Annotated in this window: 20 protein-coding genes; 9 read left to right on the forward strand and 11 right to left on the reverse strand. The window is 41.3% G+C overall.

What is annotated here, in order from left to right; all coding sequences use genetic code 11:
- Positions 1-196: 196 nt before the first annotated feature.
- The 6 genes from gap to D7322_RS12595 form a co-directional block, all read right to left on the reverse strand.
- Positions 197-1,204: a type I glyceraldehyde-3-phosphate dehydrogenase gene (gap, locus tag D7322_RS12575; RefSeq protein WP_121124557.1), complete on the reverse strand. Its 1,008-nt coding sequence runs from the start codon at positions 1,202-1,204 to the stop codon at positions 197-199.
- A gap of 6 nt (positions 1,205-1,210) precedes the next feature.
- Positions 1,211-1,831 carry a TlpA family protein disulfide reductase gene (locus D7322_RS12580; RefSeq protein WP_121124558.1) on the reverse strand — a complete coding sequence of 207 codons (621 nt, stop codon included), beginning with the start codon at positions 1,829-1,831 and terminating at the stop codon, positions 1,211-1,213.
- A gap of 232 nt (positions 1,832-2,063) precedes the next feature.
- On the reverse strand, positions 2,064-3,158 hold the full coding sequence (locus D7322_RS12585) for an AI-2E family transporter (protein WP_121124559.1): 1,095 nt from the start codon (positions 3,156-3,158) through the stop codon (positions 2,064-2,066).
- A 259-nt stretch (positions 3,159-3,417) separates the two neighbouring features.
- Positions 3,418-3,618: a hypothetical protein gene (locus D7322_RS28310; RefSeq protein ID WP_147430397.1), complete on the reverse strand. Its 201-nt coding sequence runs from the start codon at positions 3,616-3,618 to the stop codon at positions 3,418-3,420.
- Positions 3,619-3,700: 82 nt separating this feature from the next.
- The gene (locus D7322_RS12590; protein ID WP_121124560.1) at positions 3,701-6,739 is read right to left on the reverse strand and encodes an AAA family ATPase; all 3,039 of its coding nucleotides are present in this window, start codon (positions 6,737-6,739) and stop codon (positions 3,701-3,703) included.
- Positions 6,740-6,743: 4 nt separating this feature from the next.
- A complete protein-coding gene (locus tag D7322_RS12595; protein WP_121124561.1) occupies positions 6,744-7,949 on the reverse strand; it encodes a metallophosphoesterase family protein in 1,206 nt (401 codons plus the stop codon).
- A gap of 224 nt (positions 7,950-8,173) precedes the next feature.
- On the opposite strand from D7322_RS12595, the gene D7322_RS12600 reads away from it, so the two are divergent.
- On the forward strand, positions 8,174-8,872 hold the full coding sequence (locus tag D7322_RS12600) for a carboxylesterase family protein (RefSeq protein ID WP_121124562.1): 699 nt from the start codon (positions 8,174-8,176) through the stop codon (positions 8,870-8,872).
- Between the two features lie 58 nt (positions 8,873-8,930).
- On the opposite strand, the gene D7322_RS12605 is transcribed toward D7322_RS12600, so the two are convergent.
- Positions 8,931-9,692, reverse strand: coding sequence for a murein L,D-transpeptidase catalytic domain family protein (locus D7322_RS12605; protein WP_245971334.1), 762 nt, complete (start codon positions 9,690-9,692; stop codon positions 8,931-8,933).
- An 81-nt stretch (positions 9,693-9,773) separates the two neighbouring features.
- Positions 9,774-10,793, reverse strand: coding sequence for a L,D-transpeptidase (locus D7322_RS12610; RefSeq protein ID WP_121124563.1), 1,020 nt, complete (start codon positions 10,791-10,793; stop codon positions 9,774-9,776).
- A 103-nt stretch (positions 10,794-10,896) separates the two neighbouring features.
- Here D7322_RS12610 and D7322_RS12615 point away from each other — a divergent pair, with 103 nt between their 5' ends.
- Positions 10,897-11,304, forward strand: a complete 408-nt coding sequence (locus tag D7322_RS12615) for an NUDIX hydrolase (protein ID WP_245971335.1) — start codon at positions 10,897-10,899, stop codon at positions 11,302-11,304.
- 78 nt (positions 11,305-11,382) lie between these two features.
- Positions 11,383-12,762 carry an OmpA family protein gene (locus D7322_RS12620; RefSeq protein WP_121124564.1) on the forward strand — a complete coding sequence of 460 codons (1,380 nt, stop codon included), beginning with the start codon at positions 11,383-11,385 and terminating at the stop codon, positions 12,760-12,762.
- Between the two features lie 190 nt (positions 12,763-12,952).
- On the opposite strand, the gene D7322_RS12625 is transcribed toward D7322_RS12620, so the two are convergent.
- On the reverse strand, positions 12,953-14,005 hold the full coding sequence (locus tag D7322_RS12625; RefSeq protein ID WP_108631918.1) for an outer membrane beta-barrel protein: 1,053 nt from the start codon (positions 14,003-14,005) through the stop codon (positions 12,953-12,955).
- A gap of 257 nt (positions 14,006-14,262) precedes the next feature.
- On the opposite strand from D7322_RS12625, the gene D7322_RS12630 reads away from it, so the two are divergent.
- Positions 14,263-15,567: an ammonium transporter gene (locus D7322_RS12630; protein WP_121124565.1), complete on the forward strand. Its 1,305-nt coding sequence runs from the start codon at positions 14,263-14,265 to the stop codon at positions 15,565-15,567.
- Positions 15,568-15,686: 119 nt separating this feature from the next.
- Positions 15,687-15,992, forward strand: a complete 306-nt coding sequence (locus tag D7322_RS12635; protein WP_121124566.1) for a hypothetical protein — start codon at positions 15,687-15,689, stop codon at positions 15,990-15,992.
- On the opposite strand, the gene D7322_RS12640 is transcribed toward D7322_RS12635, so the two are convergent.
- Positions 15,989-16,525 carry a lipocalin family protein gene (locus tag D7322_RS12640; protein WP_245971336.1) on the reverse strand — a complete coding sequence of 179 codons (537 nt, stop codon included), beginning with the start codon at positions 16,523-16,525 and terminating at the stop codon, positions 15,989-15,991. The two genes, D7322_RS12635 and D7322_RS12640, sit on opposite strands and share 4 nt — an antisense overlap.
- Before the next feature lie 100 nt (positions 16,526-16,625).
- On the opposite strand from D7322_RS12640, the gene D7322_RS12645 reads away from it, so the two are divergent.
- The 3 genes from D7322_RS12645 to D7322_RS12655 all read left to right on the forward strand — a co-directional run bounded on the left by D7322_RS12645 (position 16,626) and on the right by D7322_RS12655 (position 19,823).
- Positions 16,626-17,087 (forward strand): DUF4268 domain-containing protein, encoded by a 462-nt coding sequence (locus tag D7322_RS12645; protein ID WP_121124567.1) that lies wholly within the window; start codon positions 16,626-16,628, stop codon positions 17,085-17,087.
- A 22-nt stretch (positions 17,088-17,109) separates the two neighbouring features.
- Entirely contained in the window at positions 17,110-17,904 is a 795-nt protein-coding gene (locus tag D7322_RS12650; RefSeq protein WP_121124869.1) for a S1/P1 nuclease, read from the forward strand.
- Between the two features lie 128 nt (positions 17,905-18,032).
- Positions 18,033-19,823: an ABC transporter ATP-binding protein gene (locus tag D7322_RS12655; protein ID WP_121124568.1), complete on the forward strand. Its 1,791-nt coding sequence runs from the start codon at positions 18,033-18,035 to the stop codon at positions 19,821-19,823.
- Positions 19,824-19,841: 18 nt separating this feature from the next.
- On the opposite strand, the gene D7322_RS12660 is transcribed toward D7322_RS12655, so the two are convergent.
- On the reverse strand, positions 19,842-20,780 hold the full coding sequence (locus D7322_RS12660; RefSeq protein WP_121124569.1) for a DMT family transporter: 939 nt from the start codon (positions 20,778-20,780) through the stop codon (positions 19,842-19,844).
- Between the two features lie 174 nt (positions 20,781-20,954).
- Between D7322_RS12660 and fabV the strand changes: the two genes are divergently transcribed.
- Entirely contained in the window at positions 20,955-22,157 is a 1,203-nt protein-coding gene (fabV, locus tag D7322_RS12665; protein WP_121124570.1) for an enoyl-ACP reductase FabV, read from the forward strand.
- The last annotated feature ends 53 nt before the right edge of the window (positions 22,158-22,210 follow it).

Below are 22,210 nucleotides of genomic sequence, written 5' to 3' on the forward strand. Positions count from 1 at the left end.
TGATGACCGTTACCCCGATTTTGGCCGCTAACCTTATTATTCGGGGGAATACACGAAGATAATAAAACCCCAACTATTTATTTATCAAATAGTTGGGGTTTTTCTGAATATCCCTAAATAAAAGTCCTTGCCAGTATACCTGACAAGGACAATATTGATTTTTAAATTCTGTCAACCTAATTTAGGCTCAGCAGAATTAAACGAGCTGGTCGATCTTGATCAAAAGGTCAACCAGACGATTGGAATAACCAAATTCATTGTCATACCAACCCACGACTTTTACCAGCCCCCCCACAACCGAGGTCAACTGTGCATCGAAAACACACGAATAGGGATTGTTTATGATATCGACAGATACAATAGGATCTTCCGTATAAAACAATACATTCTTTAATTCATTTTCTGCTGCCGATTTGAATGTGCTGTTGATTTCTTCAACCGTCGTTTCTTTTTCCAAAGTACAGGTAAAATCTGTCAATGATCCGTTCAAAACAGGAACACGTATTCCTGCACCGCCCAGTTTATGCTGTAAATGCGGAAAGACGTTGGTGATCGCCTTGGCAGCACCTGTCGTCGTTGGTATGATCGCCGAAGAGGCTGCCCGTGCGCGTCTCAAATCTTTATGCGGTGCATCATGCAGATTTTGATCTCCCGTCATGGAGTGTACTGTCGTAATATATCCGTCTTTTATTCCCCAATTGTCGTCTAATATTTTGACCAGGGGTGCAACGTTGTTTGTCGTGCAGGAGGCATTCGAGAGAATGGAGTCGGAGAGATCCACCGCATTGTCGTTGATACCCAATACAACAGTTGGAATATCTTTGTCTGTCGGCGGAGCAGAGATGATCACCTTTTTCGCACCAGCAGTTAAATGTAGTGTCGCTTTATCGCGACTTGTGAAATGGCCTGTAGATTCAACAACAACATCAATATGCAAGGATTTCCAGGGCAGTGAGGCAGGATCTCTTTCATTGGTCACCAAAATGGGATGACCATTCACGATAATATGATCTTCATCGTGTGTTACCGTGCCGCGGAAGGGGCCATGTACTGAATCATATTTGAACAAATGTGCCAAAGTCTGGGGATCTGCCAAATCATTGATGGCGACTACCTGCAGCTGGTCAAAAACATCACGCAGAAAAATATTGCGCAAAGTGTTTCTTCCGATACGTCCGAATCCGTTTATTGCTATATTCAGCATTTCAGCTTATTTATGAAATTGGCTTATCGCCTCATTAATATTTTTTTCACCTTCCCAATGTGCTTTTAGTTTGCCATCAGCACCGTAGACATAGTTTGCCGGGAATTGCGAAGGGACATGTATGCTTTGGATAAAGGTTTGATCTTTGTCTATCAACACCTCGACATTGGAGGATTTGGATAATTTTGGGGCAAAGCTGTCGAAGAAGCCTAAAACTAATGCCGGATCATTCATGGAGATGTAATAGATGTTTACATCTTTTAGACGATCGATATTTTTTTCAAGTTCAGTTGCTTCATGCTGGCAGTGGCTGCATCCCGGATCAAATAAAATAAAAACGGTATTCTTATCTTTCGCAAGGTTTTCATTGCTGACACGTATACCTGATCGAAGTTGGTAAAAGGTGAAATTAGGGAGAATTGCTGCCGGCTCGGACGACTGTGCGGGAGCCGCTTGTGCATGGTCATGGCCAGCATGATCGTGACCTGCATGATCGTGACTATCTGCGGTATTTTCCGGTGTGTTACTTTCCGTACCGGTTGCCTTTTGACTGCCTTTATTGTCACATGAATAAAGCATGGTTGCCGCGAATACAGCGGTTGCTCCTAAGATTATTTTTTTGTTCATAGACTACCTTTGATTTTAAATCAGTTTCCGTGATTTTTTATTTTTTTAGATTCGTCGATAGGATTGTTTTTTACCTCAACTTTAGCTGCATGCCAGCCGTGCCTCAACGATATCAATGAAGCATCAAAACTATAAAAAAAATGGGATTATGCAGTGTCTAATCTTAAGTTATGACAGTTTACTGGTTAAACATTAATATCACTGGCCACCGCCATTAATCCCGGGATTCATCTTACTCTGACCTGTCTCTGATGTCGGGTGGACTGTTTGGATCTATCAGCGAAGTGGATTGGATGATTTCTGGTGTACCTCGGCCAAATTCATTGCTATAGACTTTAAGGAGTACGCCCACGCAAGAAAGAATTAGAGGCCCAAATATCAATCCAAGCATGCCGAATAGATTTAATCCCAGTAATACACCAAAAACAGTAATTAATGGATGGACGTCGCCAAGTTTTTTTAAAATCGTAAAACGGAGGACGTTGTCAATACTCCCGATGATAATGATACCGTATAGTGCAAGTCCGATGGCATTGCCGGATTGTCCATTTGCCAATAGAAATACAGCTGCTGGAAGATAGACCACCATTGTGCCTAATATGGGAATAATGGTCGATACCGCAGTTAAGATGCCCAAAAAAATGGGGCTTTCAAGCCCGAAAATCCAATAGCCTACACCGGCAACAACACCTTGGCACATGGCAAGGATCGGAATACCGATAGCATTTGATTTGACCATCATGTCGAATTCTTTCCATAGTTCGGCTTTACTGCCAGTGGAAAATGGGATGGCATTATAGATGAACCGTTCTAACTCCTTGCTACTTACCAACATAAAATAAAGTACAAATAAGGCGACCAAAACATTAACACCAACTTCGGCAACGGAATTCAGAATATTCGGAATAAACTTTGCCGCCCGCTGTAGTCCGCCCATCAAAGCGGTATCCGATAGATCAATGCTGCTGAGGTATGGACTATTCTTGAAATAGTTTTTAATGGAATCAAATTTTTCCATAATCTCATCTTTATTGCTGATTGCATCAGTTACCTGAGGGACCATATAATTGATCAGCAGGTAAAGCGGGCCGACCAGAAATACAATTGTGAGCAGAATTAATAAAAGACTTGCGAGGGATTTTTTCCATTTTCTTTCTTCGGTCAATTTAAAATTGATTTTTCGGAACAGGATATATAATGTTATTGCGCCCAAAAAGCCGGGAAGATAATAGAATAAACTTTTAAATATCAAGATGCATATCAGCAAAATAATGACGATAAGCATGATTTGGTTGATGGAATTGTTGTTTATCTGTTTGTATTTCATGTGTCTGTAATAAGTATCGCTCTAAATTTGTATGTATCGTATGACAATATTTTTCTGTAAATGTTTTATATTGTTAAATTAAATTTCCTTTTTAGAATTTCAATGACTTTTTTTATTTCTTTTTCAGGTGGGCGGATCCAGTAAAAAGGTGGCGAACACTACGTAGATAAACAAAAATGTCATCTAACAGGCAGCGATATAAATAAACGAGAAGGGAATAACGATAATTCCGCTTAAATAAGTTGGATTTTTAGTATTGTTAATTCTGATTCTGTGGCATTAAAATTTCTTTTAATATGGTCATAATATCATATTGCTTAACTAATAGCACGGTTCGTGTTGTCCGTTGCACAATGGATGGATTGGTATTTGCTGCAGCTGGATGAACGGTTGATTTAGCTGATTTATGAAAAAAAGGATGCGACCCTTTCCCTTTTCTGTTATTTGAAAATAAGCCCATAATCTTTCGTTTTTGGTTATGGCACCAGTCTTTTGGCTACCGGTGCTCTAACCAATTTACAAAATTTCTTTAAGATTTGCAATTAATTGATGAAAATTTGACTGCCCCGTTCTTCGTCCTTTTCTATGGAAAGTGATCGTGGAATCCGTTCTTTCAACTCTTCCACGTGGGAGATAATACCTACGATCCGATTTTCTTTTTGAAGATCAAGTAACGTCTCAAATACGATGTTGACGGAGGCGATGTCTTGGGTGCCAAAACCTTCGTCAATAAAAAAGAAATTTTTTGTGGCTTTGGCATTGGATTGTACACTTTCGGCCAGGGCCAGGGCCAGACTCAATGACACCTGAAAAGCTTGCCCCCCAGAGAGTGTCTTAACACTCCGGCTTTTTCCTTCATTCAGATAGTCTATGATTTCAAATTCATTGTTTTCATTGATCTGTAGACTCAGTTGGTTGCGCGTCATGCGGTGAAAGCGGATATTCGCATGATCGCAGAGCTGACGTAAATAAATCGAAGATACATATTGCACGAAGCCTGCACCCTTGAAAAGGTTAAAGAGCTGTTTTAGATTGTCATTGCGCAAGTTTAACTTTGCTTGTTCTTGAAGTAAAACCTCCTTTTTCTCATAAGCAGTTTCCAGCTGATGCAGCTCTTGCTCGTACTTGGCGACGTTCTCCGTGAGCACTTTTAGCTGATGGGAGCTTTCTTTCAAAGCATTCTCCTGCGCGATGAAAGTTTCTTCATCGTAAACTTTATCTGTAAGCTTTTTGTCCAGCTGCGCGATTTGGGCCCTAAGGGTTTCAAACTGGATCTGAAACTGTTCCAGTTCTGCCCGGATCTGTTGCACAGGAAGGTTCTCCGCTAAAGTTTCTTTGACTTGATCTATTGTGTCAAATGTAGAAGTCTGTAGCAATTTCCCGAGCGTAGTCTCGGTTTGAAGGGCCTCAGCTTTTATTTTATCAATCCTTTCAAGAATGGATTGTACCAAGCTATTTTGCGCAGCAAATTGGCTGTTTAATCCATTTAATTGTTCCGTTAGTGTATTAAAATGCTGTTCTATCTGCAGATTTTCTGCTTTCAGCGTCTTGTACTCATTTTCGATGGAGGTCTGTTCCAAAGATTTGTAATCTGACCATTTCAAATGTTTTAAATGGCCTATATTCTGGTTGATTTGGGTTTGTTTTCGTACTTCATCAACTTCCAGCTCATTTAGTCTTTTGTTAGCTCTTTCAAGCTTCTTCTCGATATCGACCAAGACCAGCTGGTGGTTGGTCAGCATTTGTTCGGTCGTTACGATCTGGGTTTCAATCTTGGCAAGTTCTTGTTTTTTTTGTATATAAATTGACGCATCTGAACTGCTGTAATCTGTCCAGGTAAATTGAAGCAGGTGGCTGGATTTAAGGGATTCGTTTACCTGACTTTTTACATTAAGGTCATTTTGCTGAGCTTCTAGCGAATGCAGTCGGAGCAGGAGTTTTTCGAACTCGAATTTTTGATCAGTCTTGGATTTTATACCTGCGTTAACTTCTGTGATCGCCTTTTGATTATCGGCGAGCTCTTGGCTAATGTCCATACGCTCAGCGATGGCAGGGTGTTCCAGCGCTCCACATAAAGGGCAGGGGGAACCCGGACTTAGATTCTCAGCAAATTGTGTCAGTTTCTGCTGTAACAAAAGATGTGCTTTCTCGTCGTTTAGTTGGCTAAGCCTGCTTTCAAGTGTTAGTAATTCACTATTATACTTGGATTCAAAGTCGAGGGGATCAAATCCTTGGCTCTGCAAGTTGTTTTTCAGGTCAGTTACTGCGGTCCCTAGTTCAAGAAGTTGCTGATGAAGCTCAACCTCCCGCTGAAGGATAGACTGTTGCTGAGTATACCACTGCCCCAGCTCCATCAGCTCATTGGCCGATGGTCGCGATTGTTTTAGATCAAGGAGCAAGGCTTCAGCATCTTGGATACTGATTTTGCATTGCTTCTGCTGCTCTTTGGTTTCCAAGACAAAGTTTCGCCCTTTCTCAGCACTTTCTTTTAAAACTTTTATTTCTGCTGAAAAATGGATCAGCTGCAGAATGAGCTCCAGATCCAGTTCACTTATTCGCCGTTCTGCTAAGCGGTCGTACTGGGGTTTAATCTGTTGGAGTTGCAGCGACAACTGTTGGGTAAGCTGTTGGATTTCATTGGTTTTCGTTTCTTCGTGCTGCAGCCTGCCCTCTTCGTGAGTTTTTTCCTGCCTCAATTTCTCCTGCGCCTGGAGGATATGGTAGAAATTTGTCCATGCCTCTTCAAAGCGTATCATGCGCTGGCGTAAATGTTCTTTTTCTGTCTGCTGGTTCGTCAGCTGTTGAAATTTCGCCTTCATTTTATGCAATTCAAGAAAATCTTCTTTCAGATTTTTAAGTGCCTGGAATTTCTCCAGAAGGACTGTGCTACTATCTTGCACCTGCATGAAAGATTGACGTTCTTCAATCAACTTTTCCTGCATTGCCCGGATGCGGTCGCCATTGATATCTTCGAAACCGATCAATTGACCGTTGAGCTGATCCAGCTCGGATTGATTACGTTTATATAACGTAGCGACTTTGTCCTGCAGATCGAAGCGATGAAGCTGAAAGATTTCCTTCATCATATCGGTGCGTTCTTTTGCACCCAGTTCAATAAATTCCTTAAACTGTCCTTGGGGGATAATGATCGTTCTCTTGAAATTCTCGTAGCTTAATCCTATGATAGGTTGTGCGTTACTGCTTTCCAGCGGAATCCATTTTTCATGAATGTTTTCGTATAATACTACGGTTGGCGATTTGACATCCTCAAAATTTTTGGAATTTCGTTTAAATTCCCGGGTGACCTTGAACGTGCGGTTTTCGAAATTAATGAAATCCAATTCGATATATGAACGGTTTGATTTGAGGTTCATCATATTATAAGCACGTTTATCCCGAGCATTTAATCGTTCCGTTTCGCCATATAAGGCATAGGTAATTGCTTCCAAAATTGAAGATTTTCCGGAACCGACAGCGCCAAAGATCCCAAAAAGGCCAGCTTCTGTCAATGCCGAGAAATCTATTGTCTGACGTTCCTGATATGAGTATATACCTTCTACAATTAACTTTAAAGGGATCATGGGCTTAAGAATTTAGTATTTCGCGAAAGAGGTTAAGAATATCTTCATTAGGCGCCTGGTTGGCATTTTTGGATTTGAAATAATCGGTAAACAGCGTGGCGATATCTTGGGTCAGATTAATTTCTTTTTTATCCAGTAAATTTTGTTGATCCTGTTGAACAACAGGGATTAAATAGACGATTCCTGAATGCGTCTGATAAATCAGTTTACGGTCTTCAGCTTTCAGGAATGTTTGCGACTTTAGAGTTAACTCCACGAATGTTTCTGGATTTTCGGACAGCCATGCGATACATTGGCCAATATCCGCAAATGATTTTCGGACCAGTGGTTTTCCCTGACGGAGTGCAATTTGTTTGTATGTGACGTCTTCGCCCGGTACAGCATTGACGATGTTCACATACTTTGTCTGTCCCGCTTCGGCAAAACTATAGCAAAGCGGTGATGAGGCGTATACAACAGGCTTTTGCGCGGAGCCGATATTTTTGAATCCATGGATATGGCCCAAAGCTGTATACTGAATCTGATCGGGGATAGACTCGGAATAAATCAGGTCAGCATTTCCGATTTTAATGGGTTTTTCTCCATCAGGCTCTTCGATCAGCGGGGTGCCAATTTTATTCATATAGAGATGTGCCATCAGAATATTGACACCCCTGTCGTCACAATAGGCTTCAGCCAGCTCCTGCCAATTTTTTGCGAGTGCTCTATTTAATTGGACTTCTTTCTCTTCACCGAGGTATTGTTTGAGCCGGATCTCGTTGGCATAAGCTGTGTGGAGTATTCGGATAGGATAGTCGTGGCGGTCAATACGAAGCTCGATAAAACCCTTGTCCGTGTGGGTGACAGTGAAACCTTCAGTAGTAAATGGTGTAACAAGTGCATTGGGATGACCGATAAGGATAATGCCCGATGCCCGGGCTAAGGGATCCGGCGCGTCGATCAGATTCGGTGAATCGTGGTTCCCGGCAATAGCGATTACAGGGCGCACACCATTTTTTGCCAGCCGCTTGATGGTTTTGTAAAAGAGCTCGATGGCTTCTACACCGGGATTGAAGCTGTCAAAAAGGTCGCCTGCAATAAGCACCAGATCCACCTCTTGCTGGTCAGCTATTCGGATAATCTCTTCCATGACCAGGTGTTGTTCATCCATGCGGGAAAAGCTGTCCAATCGCTTTCCTAAATGCCAATCGGCAGTATGAAGTATTTTCATGATGAGCCCTTAATTTTTTACCAGATAGTACAAACTAAGATAAATTTAGACGGATATGCAATTATAATTGCATATCCGTCTAAATTTATGCTGGTATGAGTTTAAAAGGTGTCTCCGGATGCCACTGAAATGTTAAAAGTTGTTAAATGCGGTCGGTAAAAATCATTTAATTGTATTTTTAGTCTTCCAAAATTAAACTAAGTAATCGTTGATAAAATAAATTTATGCATAAAATTTACCTATGTTTATGTGTTTTCTTTCTGTTTTTTACAAAGTTAAACGCACAGGAAATACAAGCAATCAAAGGGGAAACCGCTTATCCTTTTTTATTGAAAGATGCCGACCGTGATACTGCGGACTCTGAAAAGCAGCCTGTTTTTGTTTTTTTGCATGGACGGAGCTTATCGGGTACAAATTTAGATCGCGTCAAACGCTATGGGGTGTTATATGCAATCAATAAGGGGCAGGAGGTGCCCGGAATTATTGTCGCTCCCCAATCCCGCGGCGGTTGGGATCCGGATAAAGTGATCGAAATTGTAGATTATGTTATCGCACATTATCATGCTGATCCTGATCGTATTTATGTATGTGGAATGAGCATGGGGGGCTATGGCACCATGGATGTTGCAGGAAAATATCCGGAACGTATTGCGGCCGCCGTGGCGATTTGTGGGGGTGGATCGAGCCAATATGCTTCCAATCTGAGCCAGGTGCCAATTTGGTTGCATCACGGAACGGCTGATCGTGCTGTGCCAATCTCAGAGTCCAAAAAAATTATGAATGCCATAAAAAAGGCCGATCCCGATGCTGATGTGAGTTTAAATGTGATCAAAGGTGGAACGCACGGCAGTGTCGAACGTTTATTTCACGATGATGCGATTTATGACTGGATGTTAAAATTTAAGAAAAAGCATAAATCCTAAGGTTTACAAATGATATTACAAACTAAAAAGGCTGATGTTCATCAGCCTTTTTGTTATTTTAACCCTCATCTGAATTTTCAAGCCGTTGTTTCCGGCTGAATTGCGCCATTAATACATTCGGGTGATGGATTAAATGCGTTTTAGCCAGATAATCGGAATTATCGGCATAAATAAAGAGCAGGGTGCCGTCCTTAATGGTATTGATAATCGGGCCTGCATATTCACGGGGTACAGCAGGACAGCCATAGCTCTTACCCAATCTTCCCAGGCTGGATATTGTTCCTGTGCTGCAATAATCTGCACCATGCATAACCACGTACCGTGCTTTGGCATTGTCATTTATTCCTTCCTCAAGACCATTTAATACTAATGAGTAGCCATTTTCTCCATTATAGGTGTTTTCGGTCATAAAAAATCCCAGCGAGCTTTTTAAAGACTCCTGTTGATTTGAAAAATCTGTAGCATAGTTTTCGCCACTATTTTTACCGTGTGACACCAAGGTGTTAAAAAGCACCTTTTTGTTCTCCAGATCAAGTACAACAAGTCTTTTCTCCGTGGATGCCAAGGAAAAGTCAATGACTGTCATAATAGCTTTGTTGTGAATGGGTAGCTTTTTTCTGCCTTCCATCGCTTGTCGAAACGCCTCGTATTTTAATACAGGGCTTAAATTCATTTCATCATATAAAGAATCAACTTCCGTCCGTTGACGTTCTACATTTATATGATGGGTATTGGTCTGTTGAACTGTTGTTTTTAAATCTTCTTTTGACGACAGTGCTGTATTTAGTGCCATCAAAAGAAACATAAACGTATTTCCCATTCTCCTCCTTTTCTGTGTAGATGTTTACAAAAATAATTATTAAAGTTAATACATATTTGATTTACAGAATGTTAAATATTGTTAATCAATAACGACGACCAGTGAGGAAAGGTCTTTTGACCGTTTATAGACAAATTGGGCGTGAGATGACGCATTTCTGACACACATGTGTGACTTGGGTGTGGTGCCTAAACTTTCGCTATATTCGACGATGCTGCCTTTGGGGTTATTGACCGGTACCCCATGGATATAAGCTCCGGCGGTGAATCGGGTCGCGTAAGGGGCAAAGCCCGCATAGGTACGTGTGCCGTCTTCGAAATAGAACATTTTTGATTTGTGCTCCTGTACAACAAAGAGTCCTGTCGGTGTCTCCTGTGCGTGTGGGGGTTTGTGGCGGCCGCTGGTGACTGGGTTCATGCTGCGGATAAGCCATTCTTTGCCCACTTTTTCCAGTGTGCAGATGTTTTGATTCTTGACATCGACAACGTTAATGATGTTAAACTGCACACTATCGCTTATCAGGCGTAGATAGCGTTTGGGGACAGTATATTCCCCTTCAAATGACAGACCGGCGATAGGTATGTGGGCAAGGGTATCTGCTCCTTTGACGCGGACCAGCCATCCGTCACGTCCATAACGAACCGGCTTATCCGTAGCCGGGTCGTATAATGGGGCGGCTTGATAGCGAGCCACATTGAAGCTGTCAGCAACGCGTTTGTATGCATCTCGTTTGAAATCTTTAATCGTAGGAGCTTCTCCTTGTTCATTCTGATAATTCTGAAGAACGGCATAGCGCGAAGGAGTCTGTTGGAAATTTTCAATGAAAGCCAGCCTTTCCTTTATTTTATCCCACTGAAAACCGCGTGTGGTATCTTTATAAGGATAGGTGTCCTCCAACGTGTACTTTTTGTAGAGCAGATCTTTTTTGATAACAATATCTTCTGCAGTGACCATCTTCGGCTTCTCCTCCTGTTTTTTGTCGGGGGCAGCTTCCTGATGCTTAATTGGCTGTTCTTTTTGTACTGTGCTTTTCTTTTCCTGTTGGCAAGCTAATGCCAGAAATAATAGGCTAAATACGAGATACGTTAATCCTTTATTCATATATGGGCTATATAAATTATTGTTTTATTCTTTAAATATAAGAATAAAACACATTTTTTAAATGATTGACAAAAAGTTAGTTTTGTAGTTTCAAATAAAAAATATGCATAAGATTGTAATTTGTTCAGCAATGATGATCGGTCCGTATGGCGATCTGCTGATGGTTAGAAAAAAAGGATCTTATTATTTTCAATTACCCGGTGGGAAGATTGCCGTCGGTGAAGATGATGTAACGGCATTGGTCCGGGAACTCCGGGAGGAACTGCAATTTGACGCAAGCGGTACGTCCTTACAGTTTATTGGTCAACATCGTACACAGGCCGTGAATGAGATAGACACCCTTGTGGAAGGGCATATCTATCTGATAAAACTCGACGCTCAATTTACTTTTCTGCCACAGGCGGAATTGGAAGAAGTGCAATGGGTCAAAAAAGATAACTGGCAAAATTATCAGCTGGCACATCTTGCGGCAGAGTTTGTCGTGCCCAAGTGGCTCTCTGGGGATTTTTAAAGTAGCGTAGCTTGATGTGAACAAATTAAGGCTTTGTTTGTTAGTGCTTTATCAATTAATAATTAATAGACAAAGGTTATGGAAAATCAGCTTGTAAAATCAGCAAAAGACTTTTTTGATCAGCAGTTGCTTGCCAGGGTCGGACAAAGTTTAAACCAGGATAATGAGCAGGTGAAGCAGAACTTAAATGCTGTCGTCCCGGCTTTGTTTCTGGGTTTGAGTCAACAGTCAGAAAATAGTGGCGGGATCGGTACGATTTTGGAACAGGCGAAACAGCATTTTTCAAGTTTTGATCCCGGTCAGATACTGGGTAGGCAGATGGATGCTGGGGGTCTTGAAGGGCAGCAGCTGGACGAAGGAAATGCTGGGTATGGCAATATACTGACTTCAATATTCGGTGACGGCTTGGATACCGTATTAACTACTGTTGCTGCGTATCTGGGTTTTAATGCTGATTCGGTGAAGAAATTGATGGCCTTTTCTCTGCCGGCCATCTTTTCCAGTTTAACTAATAAAGGGCAAAATTGGGATGTGGAAGGGGTGAGCCAGAAGCTAAAAGAGAATAAAACTGCATTTGCGGCTGCTATCCCTGCGGGATTAAGTTTAGGTGCTTTTGGGAAATTATTTGATGGCGGACATTTTTCTGCGCCCGAGGAAGCTTTACCTGAAACTCCGGTAGAAGAGACTGTGAAAAACATGCCCCACCATATAGGTACGGTTATTAATCCTGCGACTGAACTTGAAGCACATAAAGAGCCATTGGCATTACCTCGGGCGGATGCTGCCAGGTCTGCGGCTACTTCGACGGATTCTTCGGGTGGCGGCTGGTGGAAAATCTTAATTGCGTTGATTGTTATTGTGCTGCTTTGGTTTTTGTTTGGCAAGGGTTGTAGCAGTGGTAAAAAAGAAGGCGCTACGGACACGAGTGTCAATCGGGGACAGGTTGATTCCGGAGGTGCAATGGTTAGCGGAGCTGCCGGACAGATTGATCGTGAGCATTTAGATGTGATGTTGCCGAATGGAGAAAAATTAGCCGCATTTAAGAGCGGAATAGAAGACCAATTGGTTCAGTTCTTAAAATCCGATTATAAATCCTTGGACGAAGATTCCTTGAAAAATACCTGGTTTGATTTTGATAATCTTAATTTTGAAACCGGTACGGCAAAGGTTTTACCCGAAAGTCAGGTACAGCTCAGTAACCTGGCGGAAATACTCAAGGCTTTTCCGGCGGCAAACGTGAAAATTGGTGGTTATACCGATAAAACCGGAAGTAAAGATTACAACAAAAAATTATCATTGGATCGGGCAAATGCTGTGAAAGATTATCTGGTTAAGGCGGGACTCTCTAAACAGGTAGTCGGAGCGGAGGGGTATGGATCACAATTTGCGAAATACACAGCTGATGCTCCGGAAACTGACCGGATTTTAGATCGGCATGTCTCTGTCAGTGTCAGGTGATGTGCATTGAAAATGGAGCTGAGCTTAGCAATATAAGTTTGGAGTAAAAAATATAAGATAGAAAAGCGGATCCTAAAGAATCCGCTTTTTCCGTTTAATTGTTGGTATTTTATGGAATTATATCAATTTCGAATAATTTGAACCCATTTTATGGGTATTTTAGTGGAGAATATAGTGTTGCATCGCTGATCTAGAAACTATATACACAGGCTAATAAAAACTGGCCGGCAGATTTTGTCGGAGATAGGTCATTCTTAACAAACTTTTCAGTATTGCTTTTATCAATTCTTATTTCAGGAATAAATTTGAAACCATGGTAATTGTATTCAGCGGTCAATGTGGTGGCTAACATATTGGAACTTGGAATACCATTGGCTTCTTCTTTGTGCGTTTGGAAGAACTCTTCCCGTAATCCAATTCCGAAATGTTCTGACAGGTGAACTCTCGGGTAAAGCGCTACTCCTGTGTATCCGCCTTCCGCTCTTCTCTTATAATGTGTGGCGTTTACACCAAGGTAAAATTTAGGCGTGAAGTCGTAATTTCCCACAAAATCCACAAGCGTGCCCGAGCTGTAGTTCTCTTTGCCCCCAACAGAAGATCCGCTTAGGAAATTTAGATAGAAACTGCCCTTCTCGTTAGGTCTATACGCTAGTTGTGAGCCAATATGTGAGACCCCGTTCAGATCTTGATAAACGTTCCAGTCATTAAATATACCGACCATTAACGCAAATTTGTCAGAAAAACTATAAGTTGCTTTCAGACCTGCATCCTGAAAAGGGCCAGCTCCGAATAAATAAGAAGTGGAATAATGAAAATTGTAAGTGGGAGAGATGACTTCAAATCCAACGAATGTGCCCATGAATCCGGCAGTAAGATTCAGTTTGTCGGTAAGATCATAGCCCACATATAAATTCTGAATGTGAAAGCTGTTCTTATCATCACCCGGCTGGCCGTCTCCATTAATAATAGAACGATATTGTCCACGTGGGCCAAAAGAGAGTTCCCCTACAAAAGAAGCCTTTTTAAAATGTTTCTTAACTGCGAGGTCAACCATTCCGATGGAGACTGAATTATTATCCTCCGTAAAATAGGTGTTGATATTGGGTTTGTTTTGGAAATCATATTTCCAGTAAGTATCCACAGATCCGGATATTTCAATAGGTTTTTCTTTGTTTTCTTCTTGTGATTTTGATTTTTGTATGAAAATTATTGAAAAAATGATGATTGTTAAGATTTTTTTCATGTTGATAAGGTTTTAAGTTTGATTTGTTTGAATTTTGGTTGATTTTTTCTTTGTTTTTTTATAGGTTTTTGTGGTTTTGTTTTTGTTTTCTGTGAAATTATGTAAAAAATATCATAAAAAATAATATTTGATAGTAATTTTTCAACAAAAAGAGTTTATATTTGTCAAAACAATAAGTAAGAAAGGGTTTTTGTTTTGTTTTTGTATTTTATTTAAAATTTATTGACGTATTAATAAACACTAATCAGTTTAAAAAAATGAAAAAAATTATTCCACTCTTTGTTCTGGTACTTTTGGGCGTATTAGGACTTGTATTTCCTTCGATAGATTTATCTGCATTGGATAAAGCAGAGTTTGACACGGGGGATACTGCCTGGTTATTGACTTCTTCAGCATTGGTGTTGATTATGACGCCCGGCTTGGCATTTTTTTACGGGGGAATGGTCAGTAAAAAGAATGTGATCTCGACGATGATGCAGAGTTTTATCTGTATGTGTCTTATGACGATCCTATGGGTTATTGTTGGATTCAGTTTAGCCTTTGGCGATGATATCGGCGGAATTATAGGTGATCCACGCACCTTCTTTATGATGAAAGGTACCTTAGGGAATGTCGCTTGGGGTGCATTACCGACCATACCATTGGTCTTATTCGCCATGTTTCAGCTGAAGTTTGCGATCATTACGCCTGCACTCATTACCGGTGCATTTGCTGAGCGTATCCGGTTTAACTCCTATATGTTGTTTATTATCTTGTTCGGTGTCTTTATTTATATGCCATTGGCGCATGCTACTTGGCATCCGGAAGGAATTTTAGCAAAATTCGGCGTACTTGATTTTGCCGGCGGCACTGTCGTGCATATGTCAGCAGGCTGGGCGGCATTGGCTGCTGCAATTTATTTAAAAGGCCGTAAATCACAGACACATAATCCAGCGCGTATAAGTTATGTAATCTTAGGAACTGCCTTGTTGTGGTTCGGTTGGTTCGGATTTAATGCGGGTTCGGCCGGCGGTGCAAACTCGCTAGCAGCTTATGCCTTTGCAACCACAACTACAGCATCGGCTATGGCGGCAATGGCGTGGATATTTGTGGATATTATCCGCGGTAAAAAACCATCCGCAATGGGGGCATGTATCGGTGCAGTTGTAGGACTGGTAGCAATTACGCCAGCAGCAGGATTTGTGAGCATTCCTCACGCCATGGTCATTGGATTAGTCGCTGCATTGATTAGTAATCTAGTTGTCTACTTAAGAAGCAAAACCAGCATCGACGATACGTTGGATGTATTTCCTTGTCATGGTGTAGGTGGTATGGTAGGAATGGTGCTCACCGGAGTATTTGCACACCATAATGTAAATCCATTGGTTGTTGACAATGGCTTGTTTTTTGGTGAAACGAAATTATTCTTTGTACATACGGTAGCCTTGTTTGCAGTATCATTCTTTGCTTTCGTAGGCTCTTTGGTATTATTAAAAGTAACGGATCTGATTTCTCCTTTACGTGTAGAAGAGACAGACGAGGAACTTGGTTTGGACGTTTCTCAGCACGCTGAGGCACTTTAATTGTTACGGTCAAAATCGTTTAATCATCCCAAACAATGCTTTTCACAAGGCATTGTTTGGGATTTTTTTTGCACCTTTGCCCAACAGAGCGGATATGCTGCACTATTTTAGTTTTTGTTATGAAAGATACAACAAAAGAAACCTTACGTTCGGATTTTGAGAAAATGATGCGTCATGCATTACAAAAAAATGGTGATTTTGGTTTCCATATATTTGGTGACTATGCTGCGTCAGTACTCAATTTCTATGTTGGAAGCTCCATCTTAGGGTTAGCTGAAAAGCGTGAAGCAGCACTATTTCTCGCAAGCTTGTATAATACAGGAATCAATAATGTAATCAATCAGCAGGACCTTCAGGAGATCGCAGATGTTTTAGCCCAGGATCCAACGCTCAATTATCAGGTGCTCGCGCCAATTTTTGATTAATGCTTTGTCCAGACCAGATTGCCGGTTTCGTAGCCGCATTGTAAGGCATAAGTAAGAAATTCATTTCTGATCTTATCCGGAATCTCGGTATTTCTGCCCAGAATCCACATGTAATCGAGGTTGTCTCCAAATACAAGGGCATAGCTGTAGTCGGGCGTTATTTTTACAATATGATAGCCACTGTAGAATGGGCCAAAAAAGGATACTTTCAATGCGCCTTCGTGAGGACCGTTGACAAATTTAGCTTTTCCGATAGACTGCTTCCAGCGTTCTTTTTCTTCCGAGTAACCTTGATTATTGACGCGGATTGTTCCATCTTTATTCTTGGTGTACTCTGCCGAAACCTGACTGAGCCCTTTTTCCCAGCGAAAGTCCAGCCGGGCAATTTCAAACCATTTTCCGAGGTATTTATCTAAATCAAAAGGGTCTACTACATCCGGACGGGAGATGACGGGCTTTAACGCATTATATGCCACCGTCCCCAATGCCACAGCGGTCAGCAATAAGAGCGATTTTTTTTTGTCTATATTCATCTTTTGGAGTTGTTTGTTGATAAAACAACAATTTTAATACCAATATGGTTTAGGCATACCGCGCTATTTTCTTAATTTTGTTGACTTAAAAATTGTATTTGTGTATTCTAGAGAAGAGGTAAAGCAATTAAAACAGCTATTCTGGACCAAATTTGGACAATACATGTCCCTACATTCAGCTGCAGACGGCGAAAAGGTCAGTTGGATGAACTATAAAACCGGTGTTAAGCATTTGTATTTTAAGATGGATGCTGATAATAATACTGCGAAAATAGCAATTATCTGGTCACATACCGATGCCGGAATCCGTGCATTGATGGCCGAGCAATTTCTGCAGTACAAAAATCTGCTTCATGATATTTTGGGCGAAGAATGGGAATGGGATATGGACAGTTGTGATGAATATGGAAAACCGATCTGTCAGATCTACAGGACACTGGAAGGCCATAGTATTTTTAAGGAAGAGGAATGGGGAGAACTGATTGCTTTCTTTAAACCACGGATGATTGCGCTGGATGAGTTCTGGTCTTCGGCAAAATATGCGTTCGATATCTTTAAATAATTACAATAAAATAAATATAGCAATGAAAAAAGTGATTAAGGGTCTGTTGGCTGTAGCTTTATGCCTTCAACTTTCATCGGTATATGCCTGGGGGACCATTGGGCATCGTGTTGTCGCAGAAATTGCGGAGCGTCATTTGAACAAAAAAGCAAAGAAGAATATCGGAAAAATCATTGGACAGCAAAAGCTGGCATATTGGGCGAATTGGGGAGATTTTATCAAGTCGGATCCCAATCCTGAATTTAAGAAATTGGGAAATTCACATTTTATAAATCTAAATTCAAATCTGCCATGGGCAGAGTTTCAACAGGGACTTGAACGTTCGGCTGATGAGAATTTATACAAAACGGCCATCCGTATCGAGCAATCTTTTGCAGATAAAAACATTTCGCTGGATCAGCAGAAACAGAATCTCTATTTCTTAATCCATATTCTGGGGGATGCCCATCAGCCCATGCATGTCAGTCGTGCCGAAGACCAAGGGGGAAATAAGATTGAGGTAAGCTGGTTTGGAAAAAAATCCAATATTCACCGTGTATGGGATAGTGATTTGGTAGACAATGAAAAATATAGCTATACTGAATATGCAACTGTATTGGATGTCAACGGAAAAAAGGAAAATGAACAATTGGCCGCCGGGGAGTTGTCTAATTGGCTATACGAATCAAATCAGCTTGCTGAGAAAATTTATGCCGACGTAGCAAACAATGCGAATTTGTCGTATTCGTATGTTTATCAAAATAAAGATACGATGGAACAATGTTTATTAAAAGGTGGTTTACGCTTAGCTAAGGTGCTGAACCGTATTTTTGGATAGTCCAAGATAAATATGCTGCCTAAGTCGTGCCATGAACCATGGTACGACTTTTTTTGTGACAGGATTCCGTTTATTTTTAAACAAATCACGATGCTTATTTGTTATTTGCTCATTGTAAATCTTTCTTCATGACCATTCCACAGCTCTTTAAAAAAATTATTCCCTTTGCCCGTCCTTACCGTAAATTGATTGTTTATACCTTGCTTTTGACTGTAGTTGGATCATTCGCTGCGCAGATCAATGCTTTTATTTTGCGGTATACGGTAGATACCATCAACGCTTTGATGGTGGCCAAAGAGCCGCTTTCTAAGGGAATGTATATTGTCGGGATCATCAGTGCGGTTTTGTTGCTTAAGGAAATTGTTTACGCATTGGTGCAGTTCGGACAAAAATTTTATGGCGAGAAACTTCGGATTTATATTGCACGTGATTTTTCGCAGGCTATTGTTAGCCGGATTTTGACCTATAAGCTTGCTTTTTACACCTCCACGGATAATGAAAGCGGAAAGCTGGCAACACGTATCGACGCAGGCATCAGCTCACTAACACGTTTGGTACAGAATTTCTTTATCGATATTCTTCCCTTGTTTGCCAATGCCATCATTGCACTGAGCTGCATGTTCTATGCTAACGTATACGTTGGACTGGTGGGGCTGGCGGTTATCCCGTTGTACCTTTATATCAGTCAGACGCAGGCCTATAAATTAACAGGTTTTAGGCGGCAGATGCGCAAATACCGCGAATCAAAAAATAATCGGATCATCGGTCTGATTGACTCCATTCTCGTTATTAAATCTTTTGTCCGAGAACCCGAAGAAGCGAAACGGCACGAAAAGATTCAATACGAAATGACTGAAAACCAGATGGAAACCCGTAAAACGAGCTTTTTTTACGATAGCATAAAAAATTTTGTGGAGCAGATCGCGGTTGTAATTATTATCGTCCTGACTGCCTATCTCGTGCTATCCGGTCAGATTACGATTGGAGCGATTATGTTTCACATTATGCTATTTAACAATGTTTCGGCACCGATCCGGCAGTTGCACCGTATTTATGATGAGGTCAATGATGCCCTAATCTATTCAGAATCCTTTTTTGAGATTCTCGAGTCCAATGATCAGATTGAATCAAAAGGGACTTATCGACCGGAACAAATCCGAGGACATTTGGAATTGCGGAATGTCTTCTTTGCGTACCCCAACGGGACACAGGCTTTAAGAGACGTTAGCTTTGCCATTAAACCCAATGAAATTACGGCCCTTGTCGGATTAAGCGGTGCCGGTAAAAGTACGATTATCAATTTGTTGGATAAATTTTATGAGCCGACACGGGGCCAGATTTTACTGGATGGTGTTGATCTTGCGGATTACGATACCGCATTCCTCAGGCAGCATATCGGCATGGTGCTGCAGCGCAATCATATATTTAAAGGAACAATTTTTGAAAATATTGAATATGGCAAGATGGGAAGTTCGCCTGAGGAGATCGTGGAAGCCGCAAAGAAAGCCTATATCCATCAGCAGATCATGGAATTGCCAAAAGGATATGAGACGGATGCACAATCGCTTTCTGGTGGACAGCAACAGCGCATTGCCATCGCACGGCTGTTTCTGAAAAATCCACCCATTATTTTTCTGGATGAGCCTACTGCAAATCTGGATGCGATTGCTACGGAGCAGATTAAAAATAGCCTGGATGCGATTAAGAAAGATCGTACAGTGATTATCGTGTCACACAGCATTTCTCAGATAATAGACTCCAATGCGATTGTTGTCATGGAGAAAGGTCACGTTGTCGAGCAGGGGCAACATGAAGACCTCTACATGGCGAAAGGTACCTACCATGAGATTTTTTCGGCCATGGCCAATAGTCTTAATTTAAGCAAGATCAGTAAGACTTTACAGGCAGATGAAAATTAATAGCGCTGTTCTCGCCTTTTAATTCGAGCGACTATGCAAGATCATTCCAATGACGACCAGACCAATCCCCATGCAGGAATAGCTATTTGGAAGCGCGGCATGTAATAAAATGATTTCACCCAGTAGCGTAAAGATGACTTCCATCGCTTGCGTCGCTTCTATTGCCGCGAGTGCCTTGGGGTCGGTGCGTACGATATCCGTCGCGCTAAAGAACAGAAGCGTGGCAATTACACCCGAAAAGATGGCAACCAGCAAGGTCTGTAACAGCTGACTTTCCGTTGGAAGGCCATTATCTATATAACCAAAGATGCTGAGCAGGATCCAAAAAGGCATGCTACATAAGGTCATGCCCAGCGTTCGTTGGAAAGCATCCAATTTGTTCCCCGCGATTTGCATCATTTTACGGTTGCCCAAAGGATAGGCAATTGCTCCGATCAGTACTGGAATCGTGCCCAATAACATGGATTTGAAGGAAGTAGCCTGTGCTTCGGAGATTTGCATCAGTACAATTCCCAGAAAAATAATGATCGAGAAGAGGAGTGAAGCTTTGGATATTCCTTTTCGATGCCCTTTTTTCTCCAGTAAAGGGCCTATAAACATCCCGGCGATAATGGTGAATTCAAAGGTGCTGGCAACTAACCAGGAGGGACCGAAGCTCGCACCAAATGTCAGCGTGGCATAAAATACACCAAAACCTGTGGTGCTCCACAGCAGCCATTGCAGCAGATTGGATTTGATCGCATGGAAGAGCGGTGCTAAGTTGCCCCGTACATATACGATAACCAACAGGATAGGAAGCATCCATAGGAATCGTAAGGCTGCTGTCCATTGCCAGCTTCCTCCCGAAACAGCCATGATACGGTTGAGAACAAAAGTACTTGCGAAAAATAATGCGGCTAATATTCCTAAAAAAAGTGCCGTATTTTTATTGTTTTTTATTGTAAATTGGAAGGACATAAATAAAATGAATGCGGTGTCTATTTCGTATGGTGAATTCGTATGGTGAAAGTACGCAAATGGCCGTTTAATCGGAAATGAAACAAAAAGTAATTGATTTTTATGGCAATTTTCTCATTTAAAATTCCTTATTTTGCCTAATCAATAAAACAAGTAGTAAGAAAATTAATCAAGATGATTATACAACCAAGAACTAGAGGTTTTATTTGTTTAACCTCGCATCCACAAGGGGCTGCGCAAAACATTAAAAATCAAATTGAATACGTGAAATCAAAGGGTGAGATCGCGAATGGTCCAAAGAAAGTTCTCGTCATAGGTGCTTCAACAGGATTTGGTATTGCGTCTCGGATTTCTGCAGCATTTGGTTCTGGAGCTGCTACGATCGGTGTATTTTTTGAAAAACCTGCGGCAGAAGGTAAACCGGGGACCGCTGGTTGGTACAATTCTGCAGCTTTTGAAAAAGAAGCCCATGAAGCTGGACTATACGCCAAAAGTATCAATGGTGATGCATTTTCAGATGACATAAAAAAACAGACCATTGAATTGATCAAAAAGGATCTGGGACAGGTGGATTTAGTGGTTTATAGTTTAGCATCTCCACGTCGTACGCATCCAAAAACAGGTGTTGCACATGCTTCAGTTTTAAAACCTATTCAGGAGCCTTTTACCAATAAAACGGTAGACTTTCACACAGGCGTTGTGTCGGATATCACGATCCAACCTATAGAAAATAATGAGGATATCGCGAATACGGTTGCTGTAATGGGTGGGGAAGACTGGAAATTTTGGATCGAAGATCTGAAAGCTGCCGGCGTTTTGGCTGATGGTGCAAAAACAGTTGCTTACTCTTATATCGGGCCAGAACTGACTTATCCGATCTACCGTAACGGAACAATTGGCCGCGCGAAGGACGATTTGGAAGGTACTGTGCCTGCTATCAATGCGATCTTAAGTGATCTGCACGGTGTGGCTTACGTTTCGGTTAACAAAGCATTGGTGACACAGTCCAGTTCCGCGATCCCAGTAGTGCCTTTGTACATTTCCCTATTGTATAAGGTGATGAAAGAAAAAGGAATCCACGAAGGTACAATCGAACAGATGCAACGTTTGTTTGCAGAGCGCCTTTATACTGCTGATGGCAATGTATTGCTTGATGATAAAGGCCGAATCCGTGTTGACGACCTGGAGATGCGTGCAGATGTTCAGGCGGAAGTTGCTGCATTATGGAAGAAAGCAACTACAGAAAATTTGGAAGAAATCTCCGATATTGAAGGTTACCGGAATGAATTTTTCAATTTATTTGGTTTTAACTTCGATGGTATAGATTACAACGCAGATACCAATGAGGTCGTTGCTGTACCAAGTATCGAAAGCTAATCCAAGATATATGTTATAAAAAAGGCTAACCCAATTGGGTTAGCCTTTTTTGT

The organism is Sphingobacterium puteale (assembly GCF_003627955.1).
Lineage (GTDB): Bacteria > Bacteroidota > Bacteroidia > Sphingobacteriales > Sphingobacteriaceae > Sphingobacterium > Sphingobacterium puteale.